Here is a 20848-nt window from a genome sequence, read left to right on the forward strand (position 1 = left end):
CGTCAGGCGCGCGCCAGCACGTCGAGCACGTTGCGGGCGGCGGCGACGCCCATGTTGACGTAGGCATCGCTGGTGACGCCGCCGATGTGTGGACTCAGCACGAAGCCTTTTTCGCCCTGGAAAGGATGGCCGGCCGCCATCGGCTCGACCGCGAAGCTGTCCAGGCCCGCGCTCGCCACCTGCCCCGAGCGCACCGCCGACAGCAGCGCCTGCTCGTCGACCAGGCCACCGCGCGCGGTGTTCACGAGGATCAGGCCGCGCTTGCATCGCGCGAGCGTCGCGGCGTCGACCAGCCGGGCGTTGGCCTCGGTCAGCGGGCAATGCAGCGAGATCGCATCCGACTCGCGCCAGATCGTCTCCAGATCGACGCTGGCGATGTAGTCCGGCAGGTTCTGCGCATAGGGATCGAAGCCGATCACGCGCATGCCCAGCGCGTCGGCCATCCGCGCGAAGCGCAGGCCGATGGCACCCAGCCCGATCAGCCCGATCGTGCGGCCGGCCAGCTCGACGCTCTTGTGCGTGGCCTTGTCCCAGTGGCCGGCGTGCATGCGCGCGTCGAGCGCGACCACCGACTTCGCGCAGGCCAGCAGCAGCGCCAGGGCCTGCTCGGCCACCGCCGCGGCATTGGCGCCGACGGCGGCCACGACATCGATGCCGCGCGCCCGGGCGGCGGTCTTGTCGATCGTGTCGGTGCCGCTGCCGTGCTTGGAGACCACCTTCAGCGCCGGCGCGGCATCCATCGCGGCCGCGCCCACCTTGCTGTAGCGCACGATGATGGCGACGGGGTTGTGCTTGCCGCTCAGCGCCACGATGTCGTCCTCGGTCGGCGTCTTGCCGGCGAAGATCACCTCGTGGTCCTTCAGCAGTGCGAGGGCTTGCGGCGCGAGGTCGGCGCCGGTGACGAGGACCGCGCTCACAGCGTCTCTCCTTCCTTCAGCACGCCGGCGCTGCGCAGGGCGGCATCGAGCCACTTGGCCGCCGTGTCGCCGGTCTTGATGGCGGCGATGCGCGCCGCCTCGTCCCTGACCTTCTTCGCGGCCAGCGGCAGCAGCGCCTCGATCTTCTCGCGCTCGACCACCACCACGCCGTCGCCGTCGCCGATCACGAAATCGCCGGGGTGCACCGTGACGCCGCCGATCGACACCGGGTGGCCGATGCGCCCGCCGATGTTCTTGGTCGGCCCGTTCGGGTTGGTGCCGACCGAGAACACCGGGTAGTCCATCTCGTCGATCTCGAGGCTGTCGCGGCAGGCCCCGTCCATCACGACACCGGCGATGCCCAGCTGCTTGCACGCGGTCATCATGATGGTGCCCATCAAGGCCGAGGTCTGGTCGCCCTTGCCGTCGATCACCAGCACATCGCCGGGCTTCGCCATGGCGATGGCGGCATGGATCATCAGGTTGTCGCCGGGCCGCACCTCGACCGTGAGCGCCGTGCCCGCCAGCTTCATGCGCGGCCTCAGCGCCTTGATGCGGCCGTCGAGCGCGCCGCGTCGGCCGGCCACGTCGGCCAGGATCGCCGGCTGCAGCTCGGCGGCCTGGGCCACGATATGCGAGGGGACGCGTTCGAAATCGCGAATGATGTCGGGCAGAGCGGAGGAGGACATGGGCTTCTTTCGTTGAGTGGAGGCGGGAGGCGGGCATGGCTGCGCCGGGCCGAGGCCGGTGCGGTCACCGGCCTGGCCTTCAGCGTTTCGTCAGGCTTGGGGGAATTGGAGAGTCAGTCGACCTTGGCGCCGGATTCCTTGACGACCTGGCCCCATCGGACGATGTCGCTCCGGATCAGTGCACCGAACTGCTCCGGCGTGCCGCCGAGCACGTCGGCGCCCTGGCTCGCGAGCTTCTTCTTCACCTCGGGATCCTGGAGCGCCTTGTTGAACGCCGCGTTGAGCTTGGCGATCACATCCTTGGGCATGCCGTCCGGGCCGGCGATGCCGAACCAGGTCACGGCCTCGAAGCCCTTGTAGCCGGACTCGGCGACGGTGGGCACCGACGGCAGGTCGGCCGTGCGCTTGGGCGAGGTGACGGCGATGGCGCGCATCTTGCCGTTCTTGATGTAGCCGATCAGCGTCGGCACCGACGACATGTACATCTGGATCTGGCCGCCGATCAGGTCGGTCGAGCCCTGCGCGGCGCCCTTGTAGGGCACGTGCGTGAACCTGACGCCGGAGGTCTTCTGGAACAGCTCGGTCGCCAGGTGCGCCACCGTGCCGCTCCCCGAGCTCGCGTAGTTGAGCGTCTCGGGCTTGGCCTTGGCGGCGGCCACCACGTCGGCGAGCGACTTGTAGGGCGAGTCGGCGGCGACCACCAGCGCCAGCGGGGCGCTGGCCACCAGCACCACCGGCGCCAGGTCCTTCTCGGGGCTGTAGGGCAGCTTGGCGTAGAGCGTCGGGTTGATCGCCAGGTTGCTGGTCTGCCCCAGCACCAGCGTGTAGCCGTCGGGCGTTGCCTTGGCCGCCGCGTCGACGCCCAGATTGCCGCCCGAGCCGGGCTTGTTGTCGATGATGATCGACCAGCCGTTCGAGGTGGCGACCTTGTTGGCCACTTCACGCGCGATGAGGTCGGTGCCGCCGCCCGCGGGGAAAGGCACGATCAGCTTGATCGGCCGCCACGGGTAGGCCTGCGCAAGGGCGGAGCCGGCCATGAGGCTGGCGCCGGCGGCGACGAGGGTGGCGGCGATGGCGAGGCGGCGCGAGGCGCCGCCGGCGTGGAAGAGGTTCATTCGGCTTGTCTCCAGTGTGGGGAACTGCCCGCTCCGAAAAGGAGACGGTGCGTTCACTGGGGTCAAGTATTCGCGGCCGGGGACCTGGCGTCCAATCGATTATTTATTGCAATTCATAGATTCGACTTGGGGTATCAGGCGATCGATGCCTTGGCGTAGCGGGCCAGCAATTCGATCAGCCGCTCGGCGGCAGGCGATACGTAGCCGTTCTCGCGGTAGGTCACCACCATCCGCCGGCGCATCGTGGTGCCTTTCACCTTGACCTCTCGCAGCGAGGCGCCGGAGCGTCCGGCCTGCAGGTGGAGCCTGGAGATGAAGCTGAGCAATCCGGTCTCGCCGATCAAGGCGGGCAGCATCAGCAGCATCGTGCTCTCGACCTGCACGACCGGCCGCGGCAGGTGCTGTCGATCGAAAGTCTGGTCGAGCCAGTCGCGCGTCGGGGCGCCGGGCGGTTGCAGCACCCATCGGTACGCCGCCAGGTCCTTGAGGGTGGGCCTGGGCTTGCCGAAGATCTCGTGCGTCTCGGCCGCGGCGACCACGATCTGGTCTTCCGCCAGCGGGTGAGAGGTGAACCCGGCTTCGCCGGTGCCTTCGGTTCCGACCATCAGGTCGATGGCGCCGGCGCGCAGCATGGGTTTCAGCACGTCGACCAGCGCGACCGTGGTCTGCAGCGTGATGCCGGGCGCTTCGCGGATCAGGTCGCGCGCCGCGGGCGGCAGCAGGAACTGCGCCGCGGTGGGCACGATGCCGACCTTGACGTGACCGCTCAGGCCGCGGCCGATGTCGCCGATCTCGCGCCGTGCGCTCTCCACGTCGAAGCGTGTGCGCTGCGCCCACTTGAGCAGGGCGTGACCCGCGGCGGTCAGGCGAATGCCTCGGCCGCTGCGTTCGAACAACGACGCGCCGCACGCCTCCTCGAGCCGGTGGATGCAACTCGTCAGCGCCGGCTGGGTGCGATGCAGCCGCTCCGACGCACGCCCCATGTGCTCGAGTTCGGCGATGACTTCGAAATACTGCAGGTCGCGCAGATCCAAGATTTTTCTCCGTGATGGGAGGCAGGTGGCGCGGCCCGGGCTCCAGGAAGGTTGGCGGAAAGTATCACAAGCCATCTCCTTGTAGCGAGCTGACAACGAATGCGGCGCACAGCAGGCGATCTTGCATAGGTTTGGCTCGATGTTGCATACCCACTTTGAAGGCGGCCTGAGCGCTCGAATGCAATAGCGACAGCTTCCCGAAAGGAGGTTGGCCCGGGGTCCGGTGGGAGCACGAAGTGCCCGTCACGGTGAGTCCGTCGCACCGGTGCCCTATGTTTAACCTTGGAGAAACTTGCAATGAAAAAATCTCTAGTCGCCCTGGCTGCCCTGGCTGTTGCCGGCATGGCTTCGGCCCAATCGTCGGTCACCCTGTTCGGTATCGTCGATGCGACCATCAGCGGCTTTTCGAACAAGAGCGAAGGCGCTCTGGGCCAGAACGTCACGACCAGCCAGACGGTTCTGCGCAACTCGGGCTACAACTCCAGCCGTCTGGGCTTCCGTGGCACGGAAGACCTCGGTGGTGGCCTGGCAGCCAGCTTCTGGCTCGAAGGTGCCCTGAACAACGACGACGGCACCGGTGCAGCTACCGGCGGCGGCCAGAACTGGCAGCGTCGTTCGACCGTGAGCCTGTCCGGCGCATTCGGCGAGGTGCGCCTGGGTCGCGACTTCACGCCGACCTTCTGGAACGACACCGTGTTCGATCCGTTCGGCACCAACGGCGTCGGCACCAACATCATCTCGACCGCCAACGGCTACAACAACCCGGGCAGCACGATCTCGCAAGGTGGCTTCACCGCCAACACGACCTACTTCCGCGCCAGCAACTCGATCGGCTTCTTCCTGCCGCCGAACCTGGGCGGCTTCTATGGCCAGGTCATGTACGCGTTCAACGAGAAGACCAGCTACGACCCGGGCACGCTGACGCCTCCCGGCGCTTCGGCCTTCATCGCCAACCCGACGCAAGCCGGCCGCAATGAACGTGCCGGCCGCTATGCCGGCGGTCGCATCGGCTACGCCAAGGGCCCGCTGGACGTCGCCCTGGCCTACGGCCAGAGCACCATCGCCTCGAACTACTTCGCCGGCACCACGAACAACCTGAACACGTGGAACCTCGGCGCTTCGTACGACTTCGGCGTGGTCAAGCTCTTCGGTGAATACTCGGACGCCAAGCTGAAGCAGGACACCTCGTCGAACTTCGTCGCCGGCGCGACCAATCCGTTCGGCTTCCGTGAACCCGGCGCCGAAGGCTGGCTGATCGGTGCCACCGTTCCGGTCGGTCCTGGCCTGATCCGTGTTTCGTACTCGGCAGTTGACTACAAGAACACCGGCGCGTACATCAACCAGGTGTTCGGCTTCCAGCCCGATCCGAAGGCTGACAAGTTCGCGCTGGGCTATGTCCACAACCTGTCGAAGCGCACGGCCCTGTACGCCACGGTGGCTCGCGTGAGCAACAAGAACGGCGCCGACCTGACCGTTGGCGGCCCGGCCTTCTACACGACGACCAGTGCCCTGACCGGCACGCTGACCCCGAAGAACTCGACCGGCTACGACCTCGGCATCCGCCACTCGTTCTGATCCGAGCGATGCAGGTCGCATCGACTGAGTAGGCGCAGGCTGCCCGACCGAGGTCGGGCGGCCTGCTTCATTTCTTGCGTCAACCCATTCACGCACAGGTCGTTCAGAGTCAAAGGCCAGGATCGGCAAGAGAGAGAATCGAATGCAGCAGAGGATCCCAAGCAGCCAGGCGGCAGAGAAGATGATCGACCTCAACGATCTGCGAATCTTCGCCTACGTCGCTGCGCTCACCAGCTTCTCCTTGGCAGCCGATGCTTTGCAGATCCACAAGTCGAGCGTGAGCAGGAGCATCGCGAGGCTCGAAGCCATGCTCCACACCCCCTTGATCCTGCGCACCACCCGCAAGGTCCTGCTGACGCAGAGCGGCATCGACCTGAGCGAGCGCTGTGCCGAGTTGCTCTCGCGCGTCAACGAGACGATCGGCTATGCCGGAAGCGTCGGCGCGATGCCGCGTGCTGCCGCCGCCAAGAGGACGCTGCTGCGCAGCCCTGCGAGTCTTCCCGCCCGAGTGGATGCAACGCGTGCCAGCCGCCGCCACGACGCCGGCCAGTTCGGCGCCGTCGCCTAGCGCCTATCGGCTGTCTGCCTGGCCAGCGCCGCTCCTGAGGGCCTTTCGCATCTGGCTCGGAGGAACCTGGTACCAGTTCTTGAACTTCCGGCTGAAGTTCGTCGGGTCGTTGAATCCGAGTTGCGAAGCGATGGCTTCCATGGTCAGCTCGGTGTGCTGCAGATACCAGGCCGCATGGGTCTTGCGGATGTCGTCCTTGACGTCCGAGTAGTTCAGGCCCGCTTCGGCCAGCCTTCGAACCAGCGTGCGCGAAGAGATCCCCAGGTCCGGGGCCAGCTCCGCCAGTTCCGGATTGCTGGTCAGCCTCTCGGCAAGCACCTGCCGGACCTGATGAATGAAGTCGGCGTGGCCGAGCTCGGCTTCCATCTTCCGGCAATCTTCCGATGCAGCCAGGAAAGTCTTCTCATCGGCCAATGCCGAGGGCGTGGAGAGCAGGGGCGCGGGCAATGTGAACCACAGGCAGCTCTGGTCGAACTCCACCCTGCGGACATAGCTCAGGCTGGGCTCGTCCTGGCCCGACGGGCGCGGATAGGGCAGGCCGACCCGCAGTTCGTCGGCCGGTCGTCCCAGCATGGCCTCCAGCAGGCGGCAGTAGGCGACGACGATGGACTGCATGACGAACAGATGCGTCTCGCACAGCGGGCGCGAGGGGCTGACCCTGAGCGTGCTCCATCCGGCTTCGGTGGCTATCTGGAAGTCCAGGGTCCGGAAGATCAGGCGCGCATGCCGGTTCGCGAACTGGAGGCCATCGCCCAGGCGGTCGCTGGTCACTGCCGCGATCCCCATGGGGCTGTGATAGGGCAGCAGCATGGAGCCAGCCAGCAGGCCCAGCGCGGGCTCGCCGCTCAGGCGGATGGCGTGGGCGGCGAAGCGACGGAAGACCGAGAAGTCGACCCAGCGCTGGCCGTCGAACAGGTTCTTCCAGGTCAGTCCGGCACTGGCCAGTACGGCCGATGGGCGCACGCCGCGGCTGTTGAGGCAGTCGAGGACGCTTCGCACATAGATCGGGTGCACGAACGGGATGGTCGCCTCGGCGGTGCCGCTCATGGTTCAGGCCTCGGCCGGCCGCGAAGGGCGGGAGCGCGTCGGTGTCGGTCGAGCATGAAACTGGAACTGCATTCGGATATTGATTATGACGCAAGCATGACATCCGACTAGGGAAAACCCGTTATCGCGGACGCTGTCTTCGGCCTCTCCCGCCGTGGCCATAATCCCGGATGGTCCATTCCTCGCGCAAGGTCCTTTCGCCCCCGGTCGACGACCGCAGGCCGAAGGCGCGCCGCGCGAGGCTGCATGATCTCGCCGTCGTGGGGCGCATCGACCGGGTCACTGCGCCCAAGCAGGCGCGCAGCGAGCGCAGTCTGCAGCGTGTGCTGGCCGCACTGGAAGCCCTGCTCAAGACCAGGCCCTTCGACGAGATCTCCATCCCCGAGATCGCGGCCCGCTCCGAATGCAGCGTTGCCACGATCTACGGCAGGTTCAAGGACAAGCACAGCATCCTGGCGGCCCTGCACGAGTCGCTGCGCGAGCGCATGTTCGTGGACCTCGACCTGCTGCTCGACCCCGCCCGATGGCGCCACCGGCCGCTCGACGAGCTGATCGACGCGTTCTGCACCCAGCTGGCGGACTGCTACCGCCTCGAGCGGCACCTGCTCACGGCGGTGCTGGTGCTGGGCGACAGGGAGGTCTATGAGCGGGCGGCCCAGAACATGGAGCATGCGTCCAGGTGCTTCGTCGCCGCCATGCACGCCACCAGCGCAGGCCGCCGCGGCGCAGAGGCCGAGTCGCGCGCCAGCATCGGGATCAGGGCCGCCTTCGGACTGCTGCAGCAGCGCCTGCTCTTCCATCCTTCGGCGCGCGGACGCACCGAGGGACCGTCGGACGCGGTCTTCCGCTGCGAACTGGCGACCTTAATGCGCATGTGCCTGCGGGGCGCGGCCCGGTAGTCTTGCGAAGGCGGCCGGTCGGCTGTCATTCGTCGCCATCGAACTGCTGGAAGCCGTCCTTGAACGCGTCGCGCAGGAACTGCACGAACGCGGTGACGGCCAGCGGCACATGGCTGGCATAGGGGCGGATCGCGTAGAGATGCTCGGCGAAGGTCCCGACCGGCGTCCATCGCGGCAGCACCCTGACCAGGCGCCTCGACTTCAGGGCCGACTGGGCGCTGAAGTCGGGCAGCAGCGCGATCCCCAGCCCGGTCATCGCGGCGTCGCGCAGCGCCTCGCTGTTGTTGGCCGCCAGGGGCCCGGCGACCGGCACCGTGACGCGCTCCGAAGCGCCGCGCCGTTCGGACTGGAAGGTCCAGGTCGGGACGTCGTGGGCACGCGGGTAGTAGAGGCAGTCGTGCGCGCCCAGGTCGCCCGGCTCGGCCGGCGCGGTGCGGTGCCGCAGGTAGGCCCGGCTGGCGACCAGCACCGATCGGGTCTCGCAGAGCTTCCAGGCGACATGGGTGTCGGGCACCGCCGCGGCATGGCGGATCGCGAGGTCGAAGCCTTCCATGGCCAGCGAGCTGAGCCGGTCGGAGAGGTCGAGCTCCAGCCGCACTTGCGGATTCGCTCGCAGGAATCCCGCGATGCGCGGCACGAGTTGCTGGCGCGCCAGCGCGACCGGCGCCGTCACCCGCAGCAGCCCGCGCGGCGACCCCGCCAGGTCGCGCACGCTGGCGAAGGTGTGCGCGATGCGCTCGTAGGGCTCGCGGGCCTCGTCGGCGAGCCGCTGCCCGGCCTCGGTGAGTCGCACGCTGCGCGTGGTGCGGCGCACCAGCGCGACCCCGGCGGAGCGCTCGAGTTCGGCGATGTTCTGGCTCACGGAGGCCTTGCTGACGCCCAGGCGAGCCGCGGCGGCGGTGTAGCTGCCTTGCTGGCCGAGCACGACCAGCCAGTGCACGTGGGTCCAGAGCGATTCGACATTTCGGTCTTCCATGCATCCATTGTTCATCAAATTGAACAATGAATTCAGGCGGCGAGCCTTGGCAGACGCATCCGGCGTTCCTAGACTGTGGACCATGACAGCTCAAACCCACGCTCCCGCCGCCATCGCCCACTTCATCGCAGGCCGTCCTGCCGCTGGCGCTTCCGCCCGCTCGCAGGAGGTCTTCAATCCCGCGACGGGGCGGGTCAGCGGCAAGGTGGCACTGGCCGGCCGCGCCGACGTCGACGCCGCCGTGGCGGCGGCGCAGGCCGCCTTCCCGGCCTGGGCCGACACGCCGCCGATCCGGCGCGCCCGCGTGATGTTCAAGTTCCTCGAGTTGCTGAACCAGCACAAGGACGAACTGGCCCACCTGATCACGGCCGAGCACGGCAAGGTCTTCACCGACGCCCAGGGCGAGGTCACGCGCGGCATCGACATCGTCGAGTTCGCCTGCGGCATCCCGCAGCTGCTCAAGGGCGACTTCACCGACCAGGTGTCGACCGGCATCGACAACTGGACCCTGCGCCAGCCGCTCGGCGTGGTGGCCGGCATCACGCCCTTCAACTTCCCCGTGATGGTTCCGATGTGGATGTTCCCGGTCGCCATCGCGGCCGGCAACACCTTCGTGCTCAAGCCGAGCCCGACCGACCCGAGCCCGTCGCTGCGCCTGGCCGAACTGCTCAAGGAGGCGGGCCTTCCCGACGGCGTCTTCAACGTCGTGCAGGGCGACAAGGAGGCGGTCGACGCGCTGATCGAGCACCCCGACGTCAAGGCGATCAGCTTCGTCGGCTCGACGCCGATCGCCAACTACATCTACGAGACCGGCGCCCGCCACGGCAAGCGCGTGCAGGCGCTGGGCGGCGCCAAGAACCACATGGTGGTGATGCCCGACGCCGACATCGAGCAGACGGTCGACGCCCTCATCGGCTCGGGCTACGGCTCGGCCGGCGAGCGCTGCATGGCGATCTCGGTGGCGGTGCTGGTGGGCGACGTGGCCGACCGCGTGATGCCGCTGCTGACCGAGCGCGCCCGCACGCTCAAGGTGCTCAACGGCACCAACCTGGCTGCCGAGATGGGCCCGATCGTCACGCGTGCGGCGCACGAGCGCATCACGGGCTACATCGCCCAGGGCGAAAAGGAAGGCGCCAAGCTGGTGGTCGACGGCCGCAACTTCGACGGCACTGCCGCCGGCGAAGGTTGCGGCGACGGCTTCTGGATGGGCGGCACGCTGTTCGACCACGTGACGCCCGAGATGCGCATCTACAAGGAAGAGATCTTCGGGCCGGTGCTGTCCTGCGTGCGGGTGAACGACCTCAAGGAAGCGGTGGACCTGATCAACGCCCACGAGTTCGGCAACGGCGTCAGCTGCTTCACGCGCGACGGCAACGTGGCGCGCGAGTTCTCGCGCCGCATCCAGGTAGGCATGGTGGGCATCAACGTGCCGATCCCGGTGCCGATGGCCTGGCACGGCTTCGGCGGCTGGAAGAAGAGCCTGTTCGGCGACATGCACGCCTATGGCGAGGAAGGCGTGCGCTTCTACACCAAGCAGAAGTCCATCATGCAGCGCTGGCCCGAGAGCACGCCCAAGGGCGCCGAGTTCGTGATGCCGACGGCCAAGTAGCGAGCGTCAGCGCTCGGCCTAGCTCCCGGTCGAGGCGTAGTGCCGCACGCCGAGGCGCCAGGCGCCGAACGACAGCGCGAGGAACGCGAAGCCGGCGAGCGGCGACAGCCAGCCGACCCAGGCCGGCGCACCGAGCGGGTCGGCCCGCCCGAGGATCGCGAGACCGGGGTAGTAGGCCACGCAGGCCAGCGGCACGACGAAGGTCAGCAGGCGGCGGAACCAGCGCGCGTACAGTGCCATCGGGTACTGGCCCGCCTCCACGCCGCCGTAGGTGAAGACATTGGCGAGCTCCAGGCTCTCGACGGTCCAGAAGGCCAGCGTGCCCTGCAGCACCAGGATGCCGAGGAACAGCGCCACGCCGCCCGCGATCGCGAACAGCGCCAGCGCCAGGTGCGCCGGCGTCCAGGCGATCGGCGCCTGCGCACTCGCGAACAGCAGCACGATCCCGCCCTGCAGCAGCCGGCCGAGGCGGCTGATGCGCAGGTCGTGCCCCATCAACTGCAGCGCCAGCGAACGCGGCCGCAGCAGCAGGCGATCGAAGGCGCCGGTGCGCAGGAACTCGGTGCCGAGCACGTCGAAGCCGCGGCCTAGCGCATCCGCCAGCGCGAACATCACGTTGACCAGGCCATAGAACAGCGCCACCTCGCCGATGCGCCAGCCCTGCACGTCGCCGAAGCGATCGAACAGCGCCCAGATCGCGACCACCTCGATGCCCGTGGCGAGGAACTGCGACAGCGTGAGCAGCATGGCCGACGCCGGGTAGCGGGCCTGCCCTCGCAGCGACGCGGCCACGAGCCGGAGGAACAGGGAGATGCCGTTCATCTAGCCGCCCTGGACTTCGAGACGGCGCATCGTCCGGCGCATGGCGAGTCGGCCCAGCACGATCAGCACGGCGATCCAGAAGGCCTGGAGCGCGATGCCGCCCAGCGCCTGCCAACCCGTGAACTTCGCCATGTAGAGCCGCATCGGGATGTCCATGAGCCCGGCCAGCGGCTGCAGCAGCAGCGCCGTCTGCCAGCCGTCGGGCAGCAGTGCCAGCGGCAGCAGGTTGCCCGACAGCACCACCACCAGCGGCACCGCGATCGCGTTGATGCCGCGCTCGTTGAGTGCGGCGGCCGCCGCCACGTTGAGCAGCATCACCATCGAGACCGACAGCAGCAGCGCCATCAGCGCGGAGAGCCCGAAGCCTGCGGCCGCCGCGATGCCGGCGGGCGGCTGCCAGCCCCATTCGCCCCAGCCCAGCAGCGGCAGTGCGACACCGGCGAACGCCAGCATCAGCGCCAGCCGGGGCAGCACCCGCGCCGCGATCCAGCCGGCGCTGCGCACGAACCACAGCCCATAGGCGTCCACCGGCCGCAGGCGGTCGTAGGCCACGGAGCCGCTGCGCACCGCCTGCGCCACTTCGGGATCGCCGGCCCAGGGAAGCAGCGCGAGCAGGCCCTGGGCGAGCCAGGTGTAGGTGATGGCGTGGGCCAGCGTCATGGGCAGCTCGGCCGCCGCCGCGTTGCCGTAGAAGGCCGCCAGCACCATCACCTTGATGCCACCCCACCAGCATTGCGTGCCGAAGCCCGCAAGGGCGGCGGTGCGGTACTGCAGCATCTGCAGGAAGCGCGAGGCGAAGGCCGCGCGGTACGGCCGGAGCAGCTCCTGCAGCGTCACGCCTCGTGCGCTCCGTGCATCGCGTAGAAGCGCGAGATCACTTCCTCGATGGCCAGGTCTTCGCGCTCGTCCTCGTCGATCGCCGCGTCGGCCGCGATGCCCGCGGCCGCGACCTGGGCGCGCAGCGCCTCGACCGGGCTGTCCGCCAGCACCCGGCCGTGGCCGATGACGATGACCCGCTCGGCCAGCGCCTCGATGTCGTGCATGTCGTGCGTGGTCAGCAGCACGGTGGTGCCGCGTTCGCGGTTGGCACGCCGCACGAATTCGCGCACCGCGAGCTTGGATGGCGCGTCCAGGCCGATGGTCGGTTCGTCGAGGAACAGCAGTTCCGGCTCGTGCAGCAGCGCGGCGGCGATCTCCGCGCGCATGCGCTGGCCCAGGGACAGCTGTCGCACCGGCTGGTCGAGCACGCGCTCGAGCTTCAGCAGCGACACCAGTTCGTCGCGCGTGCGCCGGTATCGCGCCGCGTCGACGCGGTAGATGTCGCGCAGCAGGTCGAAGCCTTCGCCGACCGGCAGGTCCCACCACAGCTGCGTGCGCTGCCCGAACACGACGCCGATGCGGCCCACGTGGCGCTCGCGATCCTCGAAGGGATCGCGGCCGTCGACCTCGACCCGGCCGCCGTCGGGGCGCAGGATGCCGGCCAGGATCTTGATGGTGGTCGACTTGCCGGCGCCGTTCGGACCGATGAAGCCGAGCAGCTCGCCACGCTCGAGCGCGAAGGAGACGCCCGCGAGCGCCTCGACCGTGCGCTGGCGCCGCCGCAGCAGGCCGCGCACGGCGCCGGCCAGGCCGGGGTCGCGTTCGGAGATGCGGTAGGTCTTGACGAGGCGGTCGACGAGGATGTGGGGCATGGTGCGAGTCGCCCGGCGTGCGTGGCAGGAAGGCGGAGGCGGATTCTAGGTGTCGCGCGCGGCCGTCTTTGGCGCGGCAGAACGAATTGCTGCCGACGGGGCCGGCTTGCGGGCATGATCACGCCGTTTCGAAGTGCCTCCGCCCCCGGGCGATTCCAGACGATGAACATCACTCTCCAGCAGCTCAGGATATTCAGGGAAGTCGCCAGGAGGCAGAGTTTCAGTCTCGCGGGACATCGCATCGGCCTGACCCAGCCTGCGGTCAGCCGCGCGGTGGTCGAGCTCGAGGCGCTGCTGGCCGTCAAGCTGCTGAGCCGCACCACGCGCGAAGTGAAGCTCACGGATGCGGGCGAGAAACTGGTGGCGCAGCTCGATCGCATTCTCGACGACCTCGACGAGACGCTGCGCCGCGTGTCCGAAGCTTCGTCGGTTCGCAGCGGCAAGGTGCGCATCGGAGGCTGCCCGGTCCTGTCGGCGGCCTTGCTTCCCCTGTGCGTGGCCACCTGTGCCGTCGACTCCCCCGACATCCGCATCTCGTTCCGCGAAAGAGGCCAGGACGAAGCGATGGAAAGCGTCGTTCGCGGAGAGGTCGACTTCGGCATCGCCATCAATCCCGGCCTTCGCGACGACCTGGAGTCGGAGGTCGTCGGCAGCGACCCGTTTCTGCTGGTGACCCAGCGCCACCGGCAGCGACCGCATCGCAGTGCGCATTGGTCGAGTCTCGACGGAGAAGCACTGGTGCTCCTCGACGACACGGCCGGCAGCTCCGAGGCCATTGCCCGGACCTTGCTGCAGCACGGCGTGAAGGCCCATGTCCGGCAGGTGCTCCCACATGCGGCGACCCTTCTCAAGCTGCTCGGGAACGGCAATCTCGCCGGCGTCACGACCGCGCTCGCCCAGCTGCCCTACAACACGGACGGCTTCCTCATGCAAGCCCTCTCGCCGCCGGTGGAGCGGTCGATCGCACTCGTGCGCAGTCGCGGGCGCGCGCTGTCTCCCGCCGCCGATCATGTCTGGGAGACCCTGCGCGGCGTCGCGGAAAAGCTCCATGAAGTAAGCGCGCCCTCACATGCGAGCTGACACGCATCTCGCGTGCGTGCGTGGCCGCTGCGTCGGTACGGGGTAACCCCGATAGGGAATTAAAAAAAAATTGACCGTGGTCAAGCCGCTTCTCTCATGCGGAGTCGCAGCATTCAGCCCACCGGAAATCTGCCCGCAGAGTTCCAGAAGAAATCAGAGCCAAGCGACGATTTACAGGAGACAACATGATCAAGAATTTGCTTTTGCGTTCGCGCCTCGGTGCGGCGAGATTCGCTGGTCCCGCAATGGTTGCCGCCACGGCCCTCGCGGCGGTGTCGACTCCTGTGCTGGCCTGGGAACCCGTCAAGCCGGTGGAGTTCGTCGTTCCGGCCGGAACGGGCGGAGGCGCCGACCAGATGGCCCGCCTGATCCAGGGCATCGTCGTCAAGCACAAGCTCATGAAAGAGCCGCTGGTGGTCGTCAACAAGTCGGGTGGGGCCGGCGCGGAAGGCTTCCTCTCGGTGAAGGAGGCCAAGGGCGACCCGCACAAGATCATCATCTCGCTGTCGAACCTGTTCACCACGCCGATGGCGACGGGCGTCCCCTTCAACTGGAAGGACATGAGCCCGGTGGCAATGATGGCGCTCGACCAGTTCGTGCTGTGGACGAATGCCGGCGAGCCCTACAAGAACGCGGGCGAGTACATCGCCGCCGTGAAGGCCGGGGGGCCGAACAAGTTCAAGATGGGCGGCACCGGCTCCAAGCAGGAAGACCAGATCATCACGGTGGCGATCGAGAAGGCCACCGGCACCAAGTTCATCTATGTCCCGTTCAAGGGCGGCGGCGAGGTCGCGGTCCAGCTGGTGGGCAACCACGTGAACTCGACCGTGAACAACCCGATCGAGGCCGTGGCCCAGTGGCGCGCCGGCTCGCTGCGCGCGCTGTGCGTGTTCGACGCCGAACGCATGCCCTTCAAGGCCAAGGTGACCGACACCCAGTCCTGGAACGACATCCCGACCTGCAAGGAAGCCGGCATCCCCACCGACTACACGATGCTGCGCGGCATCTTCATGCCCGCGGGCGTGACGCCCGAGCAGCGCGCCTTCTATGTGGACCTCCTGACGAAGATCGCCGCCACGCCCGAGTGGAAGGAATACATGGAAAAGGGCGCCTTCAATCCGAAGTTCATGACCGGCGAGGCATTCACGAAGTGGCTCGGCGAGGCCGAGGCCGCGCATCGGACCCTGATGACCGAAGCCGGCTTCATGGCCGGTTCCAGCAAGTAGCACGCACCGGCTGGCGCCAGGCGGTGCCGGAGGTGGTCACTGCCGACGCGGCCGGTGGCGATGGCGCTCGCCTTTGCCCTTGTTTGATTCAACACGATTGGGGACTCGATGCAGGACAACGAAGACTCCACTGGCGCGCCACGCACGGGCGTCGCCACCAATATCGTCGACGCGGCGGTCGCCCTGGTGCTGCTCGCGGTGGGCATCGTGGTGATCGTCGAGAGCCGCCGCCTGGGAGCAGGCTGGACCAGCGACGGTCCGGGATCGGGCTACTTCCCGTTCTGGATCGGCTTGATCCTGTCGATCTCCGCCGCCGGCATCCTGTATGAGGCGCTGCTGGGCAAGAACAGGAACACCCAGGTCTTCGTCGACGCCGTCCAGCTGAGGCGGGTGATGTCGGTGCTGCTGCCGGCGACGCTCTACGTGGCCGTGGTCTCGCTCCTGGGGCTGTACCTGGCTTCGGCGATCTACATCGCGCTGTTCATGATCGTGCTGGGCAAGTACTCGCGCATCAAGAGCGTGATCGTCGCGCTGGCCGTCAACGCGACCTTCTTCTTCATGTTCGAAGTGTGGTTCAAGGTGCCGCTGTTCAAAGGCGCACTCGACCCCCTTCGCTTTCTCGGCTACTGAGCACGGAGCAACACGCGATGGACGAAATCAGTGCCTTGATGCAAGGCTTCTCAGTGATCCTGACGCCGATGAACATCCTGCTGATGTTCGTCGGGATCATCCTCGGGGTTCTCATTGGCGTGCTGCCCGGCCTGGGCGGCGCCAACGGCGTGGCGATCCTGCTGCCGCTCACCTTCACGATGTCGCCGACCTCGGCCATCATCATGCTGTCCTGCATCTACTGGGGGGCGCTGTTCGGCGGGGCGATCACCTCGATCCTGTTCAACATCCCGGGCGAACCGTGGTCCGTGGCGACCACCTTCGACGGCTATCCGATGGCCCAGCGCGGACGTGCCGGCGAGGCCTTGACGACCGCCTTCACCTCGTCCTTCGTCGGCGCCTTCTTCGCGGTGGTCATGATCACCTTCCTGGCACCGCTGGTGGCCAAGTTCGCGCTCAAGTTCGGCTCGCCCGAGTTCTTCGCCGTCTATCTGCTCACCTTCTGCAGCTTCGTCGGCATGGGCAAGGGTTCGCCCTTCAAGATCCTGGCGTCGATGGCGCTCGGCTTCGCACTGGCGAGCGTCGGCATGGACACGGTCACGGGCCAACTGCGACTGACCTTCGGCCAGACCGAACTCATGCGCGGCTTCGACTTCCTGATCGCGGTCATCGGCCTGTTCGGCATCGGCGAGATCCTGCTGTCGATGGAAGAGGGCCTGAAGTTCTCCGGCAAGACCGCCAAGATCAGCCCCAAGGTGGTGCTCGAGACCTGGAAGCAGCTGCCGCAGTTCTGGGTGACCTCGCTGCGCAGTTCGCTGGTGGGCATCTGGATGGGCATCACGCCGGGCGGCGCCACGCCGGCCTCGTTCATGAGCTATGGGCTGGCGAAGAAGATGTCGCGCAAGGGCTCCAAGTTCGGGACCGGCGAAATGGAAGGCGTGGTGGCGCCGGAGACCGCGGCCCATGCGGCCGGCACCAGCGCGCTGCTGCCGATGCTGGCCCTGGGCATCCCCGGCTCGCCGACGGCGGCGGTGCTGCTGGGCGGACTGCTGATCTGGGGGCTGCAGCCGGGCCCGCTGCTGTTCGTCGAGCAGAAGGACTTCGTGTGGGGCCTGATCGCCAGCATGTACCTGGGCAACGTGGTCGGCCTCATCGTGGTCTTGAGCACCGTGCCGCTGTTCGCGTCGATCCTGCGGATTCCCTTCTCGATCATCGCGCCGGTCATCATCGTCATCTGCGCCATCGGCGCCTACACGGTGCACAACGCGATGCTCGACATCTGGTTCATGCTCGGATTCGGCATCGTCGGCTACCTGTTCAAGAAGCTCGACTTTCCTCTGGCGCCGCTGGTGCTCGCCCTGGTGCTCGGCGACAAGGCCGAGGATTCGTTCCGGCAGGCGATGCTGATGTCGCAGGGCGACGTCATGATCATGTTCTCGAATCCGCTGGTCGGCTCCATCACGGCACTGGCCCTGACGCTGTTGTTCTGGCCGCTGATCTCGAAGGTGCTGGCGCTGATCAAGCCCAAGAAGATGGACGAGTTCGCCGCAGACCGGCCGCTGGATTGATCGGGGACACACATGCCAGTCATCGCAATGACCCAGGAAATGGGCTCGCTCGCCAAGGACGTCGCCGTCAAGCTGGCGCAGACGCTCGAGCTCAACGTCATGCGCCACGAGATCGTGGAGCATGTGGCCGACAAGATGCAGATACCCCAGAGCCTGATCGGGCGACTGCGCGAGGGCAAGGCAGGACTGATCGAGCGGCTGAAGACCGACCAGCGCAGCGTCGCGCTGTACACGGCCGAAGAACTGTTCGCCCTGGCCGACCGCGGCAATGTCGTGCTGCGGGGATGGGGCGCTACCTGCCTGCTGAGGCCGGTCCCGCACGTGGTGTGCGTGCGCGTGACGCGCTCGATGCGAAAGCGCGTGGAATGGCTGATGGGGGACCTCGAGACCGATGACGCCGATTTCGCCGAAGCCGAGATCCGCCGCAGCGACCAGGCCCACTCGTCGCGCATGAACGAGCAGTTCGGCGTGACCTGGGGCGACCCGCTTCTCTACGACCTGGTGCTCAACACGGACCGGGTGTCGGTGGACAGCTGCGTGGAGCAGATCGCCCAGCTGGTGCGCCGCCCGGAGTTCGCCGAAACCGCGGAGTCGCGGGCGCTGCTGGCCAACATGGCGCTCGAGGCGCGGGTGCGGGTCGCCTTGAAGGACTGGCCCGAGACGCAGGCGATCAACGTCACGGTCGAGGCCAAGCAGGGCCGCATCGTCCTGCGCGGCATCGTGCTCAATGCCGAGGAGCGCATGCAGACCGAAACCGTCGCGGCCGCGGTCGGCGGCGTGAAGAGCGTGGACAACCAGTTGAGGCTGATGGCCACTTCGAGGCGATTCGCTTCGTCGAAACAGACTTGAGCGGCGGGGCGGGCGGGGGGCTTCAGATTTTCCCGCGCTTCTTCAGGCGGCTCAGTGTCTCGGCCGAGAGGTTGAGGTAGGAGGCCAGTTCCTTGCTCGGTATTCGGTCGACCAGCTCGGCATGCTTGCGCATGAACCGGTGCACGCGCCCGGGCGCGTCCAGCAGGTGGAGGGTGATGGTGTGCGCCATGATCTCGCCCATGCCGCGCATCACGCTGAGCTCGAACAGTTCCTTGGTCGCCGGGCGCTTGTCGAGGAAGGCGATCCATTCCTGCAGCGGCATGCTGGCGACGCGCGCCTTGGTCACGCACACGATCCCGTAAGGCGTGGGCGTGCCCAGCCGCAGGGCGGCGTAGCTGGTCTCCATGTCGTGCCGGTCGGCGAAGCGCAGGATCATTTCCTTGCCCTCCGGATTGCTCACGACCCGCTTGAGGATGCCGTCGAGGATGAAGTACTGCTCCATTTCGCGCACACCCTGGTTCAACAGCACGTCGCCCTTGTTGCCGTCGGCGATCACGAGATGCGCCTCCAGTTCGCTGCGGTCGCCGTCGCTCAGATCCTTGAGCAGGGTGTTGTGCCGGAGCTCGACGCGAATGATGTTTTTCTCGGGGTGATTCGAAAGGGGTGTCACTGCAGTCTCATGGGGGTTTTCCCGCGACTTGATTTTCCGAAAATTGACCGAGGTCAACGGGCGGAACGGGAACCCCGAATGATAGTCCTCACACGACTTCTGGAATCTTTCCAGGCCATGGACCGAACTGCGGGGCAGAGGCACGTGCGCAAGTCGTCGGTACGCATTCGCAACAAGGAGAAAAGATGTCCGCTGTCCTGGCCACACCGCCGGCAACCTCGAAGTCACAAGAAGAGCCGACCATCGACGGATTCCACCTCGTGATCGACGCGCTCAAGCTGAATGACATCGACACGATCTTCGGCCTGCCAGGCATCCCGATCACCGACCTCACGCGGATGGCGCAGGCCGAGGGCATCCGGGTGATCTCGTTCCGCCACGAGCAGCATGCGGGCAACGCCGCGGCGGCCGCGGGCTTCCTGACCCAGAAGCCCGGCATCTGCCTGACCGTGTCCGCGCCCGGCTTCCTGAACGGCCTAACCGCCCTCGCGAACGCCACCACCAACTGCTTTCCGATGATCCTGATCAGCGGATCGAGCGAGCGCGAGATCGTCGACCTGCAGCAGGGCGACTACGAGGAGATGGACCAGCTTGCGATCGCCAAGCCGCTGTGCAAGGCGGCGTTCCGCGTGCTGCACGCGCAGGACATCGGCGTCGGCATCGCGCGGGCGATCCGATCGGCCGTGTCGGGCCGCCCGGGCGGCGTATATCTCGACCTGCCGGCCAAACTGTTCTCCCAGACCATGGACGCGGCGGCCGGCCGGAAGTCGCTGATCCGCGTGGTCGATCCGGCGCCGCGGCAGATCCCCGCGCCCGACGCCGTGAACCGCGCGCTCGATCTGCTGCGGGGCGCCAAGAAGCCCTTGATCCTGCTGGGCAAGGGCGCCGCCTATGCGCAGGCCGACGCCGACATCCGTGCGCTGGTCGAAAAGACCGGGATCCCCTACCTTCCGATGTCCATGGCCAAGGGCCTGTTGCCCGACACCCATGCGCAATCAGCCGCCGCGGCGCGTTCCTTCGTGCTGCAGGAGGCCGACGTCGTGATGCTGGTCGGCGCCAGGCTCAACTGGCTGCTCTCGCACGGCAAGGGCAAGACCTGGGGCGGGCCGAAGCAGTTCATCCAGGTCGACATCGCACCCACCGAGATCGACAGCAACGTGGCCATCGCCGCACCGGTGATCGGCGACATCGGGTCCTGCGTCTCGGCGCTGCTGGCGGGCCTCGGCAGCGGCTGGGCCAAGCCGCCCGCCGAATGGACGGGAGCGATCGCCGAGCGCAAGGACAAGAACCAGTCGAAGATGGTCGCCACGCTCGCCGCGCGGCCCTCGCCGATGAACTTCCACAGCGCGCTCAGCGTGATCCGCGATGCGGTCAAGGCGCGCCCCGATGCCATCGTCGTCAATGAAGGCGCCAACACGCTGGACTTCGCGCGCAGCATCGTCGACATGTACGAGCCGCGCAAGCGCCTCGACGTCGGCACGTGGGGGATCATGGGCATCGGCATGGGCTTCGCGGTCGCCGCCGCAGTGGTCACGGGCAAGCCGGTGATCGCCATCGAGGGCGACAGCGCCTTCGGCTTCAGCGGCATGGAGGTCGAGACCATCTGCCGCTACAACCTGCCGGTCTGCGTCATCGTCTTCAACAACAACGGCGTGTATGGCGGCACCGACGTGAACGCCAGCGGCACCTCGGACGTGGCGCCCACCGTGTTCGTCAAGAACGCCCGCTACGACAAGCTGATGGAAGCATTCGGCGGCGTGGGCGTCCACGCCACGACCGCGGAGGAACTGCAGGCGGCCCTCGGCGAGGCGGTCGCTTCCGGCAGGCCGACGCTGATCAACGCCGTGATCGACGAATCCGCGGGCACCGAAAGTGGCCGCATCACCAGCCTGAACCCCAGTCTGGCGAAGAAGAAGTAATTGAACGCAACCCAGGAGATCCAT

At 67.3% G+C, this 20848-nt stretch carries 20 protein-coding genes; 10 read left to right on the top strand and 10 right to left on the bottom strand.

The genetic code is table 11. The features are described from left to right. Positions 1 to 2: 2 nt before the first annotated feature. From QTI45_RS15075 to QTI45_RS15090, 4 genes are all read right to left on the bottom strand, one after another. Positions 3 to 917 carry an NAD(P)-dependent oxidoreductase gene (locus QTI45_RS15075; protein ID WP_286654940.1) on the bottom strand — a complete coding sequence of 305 codons (915 nt, stop codon included), beginning with the start codon at positions 915 to 917 and terminating at the stop codon, positions 3 to 5. Continuing rightward, positions 914 to 1606, bottom strand: coding sequence for an RraA family protein (locus tag QTI45_RS15080; protein ID WP_286654941.1), 693 nt, complete (start codon positions 1604 to 1606; stop codon positions 914 to 916). The genes QTI45_RS15075 and QTI45_RS15080 overlap by 4 nt, the downstream gene beginning before the upstream one ends. A gap of 113 nt (positions 1607 to 1719) precedes the next feature. Further along, positions 1720 to 2721 (bottom strand): Bug family tripartite tricarboxylate transporter substrate binding protein, encoded by a 1002-nt coding sequence (locus tag QTI45_RS15085; protein WP_286654942.1) that lies wholly within the window; start codon positions 2719 to 2721, stop codon positions 1720 to 1722. A 134-nt stretch (positions 2722 to 2855) separates the two neighbouring features. Beyond that, positions 2856 to 3755, bottom strand: a complete 900-nt coding sequence (locus QTI45_RS15090; RefSeq protein ID WP_286370742.1) for a LysR family transcriptional regulator — start codon at positions 3753 to 3755, stop codon at positions 2856 to 2858. Positions 3756 to 4052: 297 nt separating this feature from the next. Between QTI45_RS15090 and QTI45_RS15095 the strand changes: the two genes are divergently transcribed. Both QTI45_RS15095 and QTI45_RS15100 read left to right on the top strand, forming a co-directional pair. Beyond that, on the top strand, positions 4053 to 5330 hold the full coding sequence (locus QTI45_RS15095; protein WP_286654943.1) for a porin: 1278 nt from the start codon (positions 4053 to 4055) through the stop codon (positions 5328 to 5330). Between the two features lie 181 nt (positions 5331 to 5511). Further along, positions 5512 to 5898, top strand: coding sequence for a LysR family transcriptional regulator (locus tag QTI45_RS15100; protein ID WP_286654944.1), 387 nt, complete (start codon positions 5512 to 5514; stop codon positions 5896 to 5898). 3 nt (positions 5899 to 5901) lie between these two features. Here the strand turns inward: QTI45_RS15100 and QTI45_RS15105 are convergent, their stop codons facing one another. Continuing rightward, positions 5902 to 6945: an AraC family transcriptional regulator gene (locus QTI45_RS15105; RefSeq protein ID WP_286370739.1), complete on the bottom strand. Its 1044-nt coding sequence runs from the start codon at positions 6943 to 6945 to the stop codon at positions 5902 to 5904. Positions 6946 to 7115: 170 nt separating this feature from the next. Between QTI45_RS15105 and QTI45_RS15110 the strand changes: the two genes are divergently transcribed. Further along, positions 7116 to 7844, top strand: coding sequence for a TetR/AcrR family transcriptional regulator (locus tag QTI45_RS15110; protein WP_286654945.1), 729 nt, complete (start codon positions 7116 to 7118; stop codon positions 7842 to 7844). 25 nt (positions 7845 to 7869) lie between these two features. Here the strand turns inward: QTI45_RS15110 and QTI45_RS15115 are convergent, their stop codons facing one another. Continuing rightward, on the bottom strand, positions 7870 to 8820 hold the full coding sequence (locus QTI45_RS15115; protein ID WP_286654946.1) for a LysR family transcriptional regulator: 951 nt from the start codon (positions 8818 to 8820) through the stop codon (positions 7870 to 7872). Between the two features lie 82 nt (positions 8821 to 8902). Between QTI45_RS15115 and QTI45_RS15120 the strand changes: the two genes are divergently transcribed. Next, complete coding sequence (locus tag QTI45_RS15120; RefSeq protein ID WP_286654947.1) at positions 8903 to 10429, top strand: CoA-acylating methylmalonate-semialdehyde dehydrogenase; 1527 nt, start codon at positions 8903 to 8905, stop codon at positions 10427 to 10429. An 18-nt stretch (positions 10430 to 10447) separates the two neighbouring features. Here QTI45_RS15120 and QTI45_RS15125 read toward each other — a convergent pair whose 3' ends face one another. From QTI45_RS15125 to QTI45_RS15135, 3 genes are read right to left on the bottom strand one after another with little or no spacing between them, the layout of a single operon-like run. Then, entirely contained in the window at positions 10448 to 11251 is an 804-nt protein-coding gene (locus tag QTI45_RS15125; protein WP_286654948.1) for an ABC transporter permease, read from the bottom strand. After that, positions 11252 to 12088, bottom strand: coding sequence for an ABC transporter permease (locus QTI45_RS15130; protein ID WP_286654949.1), 837 nt, complete (start codon positions 12086 to 12088; stop codon positions 11252 to 11254). Then, entirely contained in the window at positions 12085 to 12942 is an 858-nt protein-coding gene (locus QTI45_RS15135; RefSeq protein ID WP_286654950.1) for an ABC transporter ATP-binding protein, read from the bottom strand. Before QTI45_RS15135 ends, QTI45_RS15130 begins: the two co-directional genes overlap by 4 nt. A 162-nt stretch (positions 12943 to 13104) precedes the next feature. On the opposite strand from QTI45_RS15135, the gene QTI45_RS15140 reads away from it, so the two are divergent. From QTI45_RS15140 to QTI45_RS15160, 5 genes are all read left to right on the top strand, one after another. After that, entirely contained in the window at positions 13105 to 14022 is a 918-nt protein-coding gene (locus QTI45_RS15140) for a LysR family transcriptional regulator (protein WP_286654951.1), read from the top strand. A gap of 185 nt (positions 14023 to 14207) precedes the next feature. Beyond that, positions 14208 to 15248, top strand: coding sequence for a Bug family tripartite tricarboxylate transporter substrate binding protein (locus QTI45_RS15145; protein WP_444813156.1), 1041 nt, complete (start codon positions 14208 to 14210; stop codon positions 15246 to 15248). 108 nt (positions 15249 to 15356) lie between these two features. After that, positions 15357 to 15878: a tripartite tricarboxylate transporter TctB family protein gene (locus QTI45_RS15150; protein WP_286654952.1), complete on the top strand. Its 522-nt coding sequence runs from the start codon at positions 15357 to 15359 to the stop codon at positions 15876 to 15878. A 17-nt stretch (positions 15879 to 15895) separates the two neighbouring features. Beyond that, positions 15896 to 17425 (top strand): tripartite tricarboxylate transporter permease, encoded by a 1530-nt coding sequence (locus tag QTI45_RS15155; protein ID WP_286370728.1) that lies wholly within the window; start codon positions 15896 to 15898, stop codon positions 17423 to 17425. A gap of 12 nt (positions 17426 to 17437) precedes the next feature. After that, entirely contained in the window at positions 17438 to 18274 is an 837-nt protein-coding gene (locus QTI45_RS15160) for a cytidylate kinase family protein (RefSeq protein ID WP_286654953.1), read from the top strand. A 22-nt stretch (positions 18275 to 18296) separates the two neighbouring features. Here the strand turns inward: QTI45_RS15160 and QTI45_RS15165 are convergent, their stop codons facing one another. Next, on the bottom strand, positions 18297 to 18905 hold the full coding sequence (locus QTI45_RS15165) for a Crp/Fnr family transcriptional regulator (protein ID WP_286654954.1): 609 nt from the start codon (positions 18903 to 18905) through the stop codon (positions 18297 to 18299). A gap of 185 nt (positions 18906 to 19090) precedes the next feature. On the opposite strand from QTI45_RS15165, the gene oxc reads away from it, so the two are divergent. Further along, positions 19091 to 20824: an oxalyl-CoA decarboxylase gene (gene oxc, locus QTI45_RS15170; protein WP_286654955.1), complete on the top strand. Its 1734-nt coding sequence runs from the start codon at positions 19091 to 19093 to the stop codon at positions 20822 to 20824. Positions 20825 to 20848 lie beyond the last annotated feature (24 nt).

It is taken from the genome of Variovorax saccharolyticus, from assembly GCF_030316765.1.
Classification (GTDB): Bacteria; Pseudomonadota; Gammaproteobacteria; order Burkholderiales; family Burkholderiaceae_C; genus Variovorax; species Variovorax saccharolyticus.